Here is an 810-nt window from a genome sequence, read left to right on the forward strand (position 1 = left end):
TATTATGGACGCAGTGTCTAACATACCATCTGCCCATACGATCAACCCCTCTTTCACCGACTATAAAGTTGCTGACATCAGCCTTGCTGATTATGGTCGCCGTGAAATCACGCTAGCCGAAGCCGAAATGCCTGCCCTCATGGGTCTGCGTCGTCGCTACCACGATGAGCAACCGCTTAAAGGCGCCAAAATCGCTGGCTGTATCCACATGACGATTCAGACTGCCGTTCTTATCGAGACATTAGTCGCGCTAGGTGCTGAAGTACGCTGGACTTCATGTAACATCTTCTCAACTCAAGACCATGCTGCTGCAGCTATTGCTGCTGCGGGTGTGCCTGTATTTGCTTGGAAAGGCGAAACAGAAGAAGAGTACGAATGGTGCTTGCGTCAACAAATCCACGTTGGCGGCGAAGAATCAGGTCAGCTTTGGGATGCTAACTTAATCTTGGATGATGGCGGCGATTTAACCGCGTTAATTCATAACGATTATGCCCAGATGCTTGATAACATCCACGGTATCTCAGAAGAGACCACCACTGGCGTGCATCGCTTGGTTGAGATGCTGGGTAAAGGCACGCTAAAAGTACCTGCAATCAACGTCAACGATGCGGTTACCAAGTCTAAAAACGACAACAAATATGGCTGCCGTCATAGCTTAAATGACGCTATCAAACGTGCTACTGACATGTTCCTTGCTGGTCGCCGCGCATTAGTTATCGGTTATGGCGATGTGGGTAAAGGCTCAACCCAAAGCTTACGCCAAGAAGGCATGATCGTACGAGTATCAGAAGTCGATCCTATCTGTGCTAT

General features: G+C 48.8%; 1 protein-coding gene. It reads left to right on the forward strand.

The features are described from left to right. Nucleotides 1–4 precede the first annotated feature (4 nt). Nucleotides 5–810: adenosylhomocysteinase (locus ACS8FD_RS19035; protein ID WP_439277009.1), on the forward strand; the 806-nt coding region annotated here is incomplete at its 3' end.

The sequence above is a fragment of the Psychrobacter sp. 1U2 genome (assembly GCF_051847575.1).